This is a genomic window from Polaribacter sargassicola, assembly GCF_021991835.1.
Classification (GTDB): Bacteria; Bacteroidota; Bacteroidia; order Flavobacteriales; family Flavobacteriaceae; genus Polaribacter; species Polaribacter sargassicola.
The window spans coordinates 1-286 of sequence record NZ_JAHDAU010000208.1 but is presented as its reverse complement, the minus strand read 5'-3'; the positions used below and the strand labels follow the sequence as shown (position 1 = coordinate 286).

The window sequence follows — 286 nt, the reverse complement described above, 5'->3', positions numbered from 1 at the left end:
CCACGACATATGAGGGAGTACTCGTGGAGACCTTCTCCGAGACCCAGAACGACCAGCCGACCGCTGAGGCGCCGGCTTCCGAGGCCGCTCCGGTGCGCAAGCGCGCGCCACGCCGCGCCACCACAGCATCCGCCGCTGCTGCGGCTGAGGCGCCGGCCGCAGTGACCGAGGTGCCGGCTGCACCGGCATCCGAGGCGGCTCCCGCCGCGGAGGAGAAGCCGAAGGCGGCGCGTCGCAGCCGTGCCAAGAAGGCGGATGCCGAGACGCTCGACATCCCCGTCGCCGA

The 286-nt window shown here is 72.7% G+C and carries 1 protein-coding gene; it reads left to right on the top strand.

Annotation, left to right across the window (positions count from 1 at the left end):
* On the top strand, nucleotides 1-286 hold a 286-nt coding region (locus tag KI686_RS16515), incomplete at both ends, for a hypothetical protein (RefSeq protein WP_237590404.1).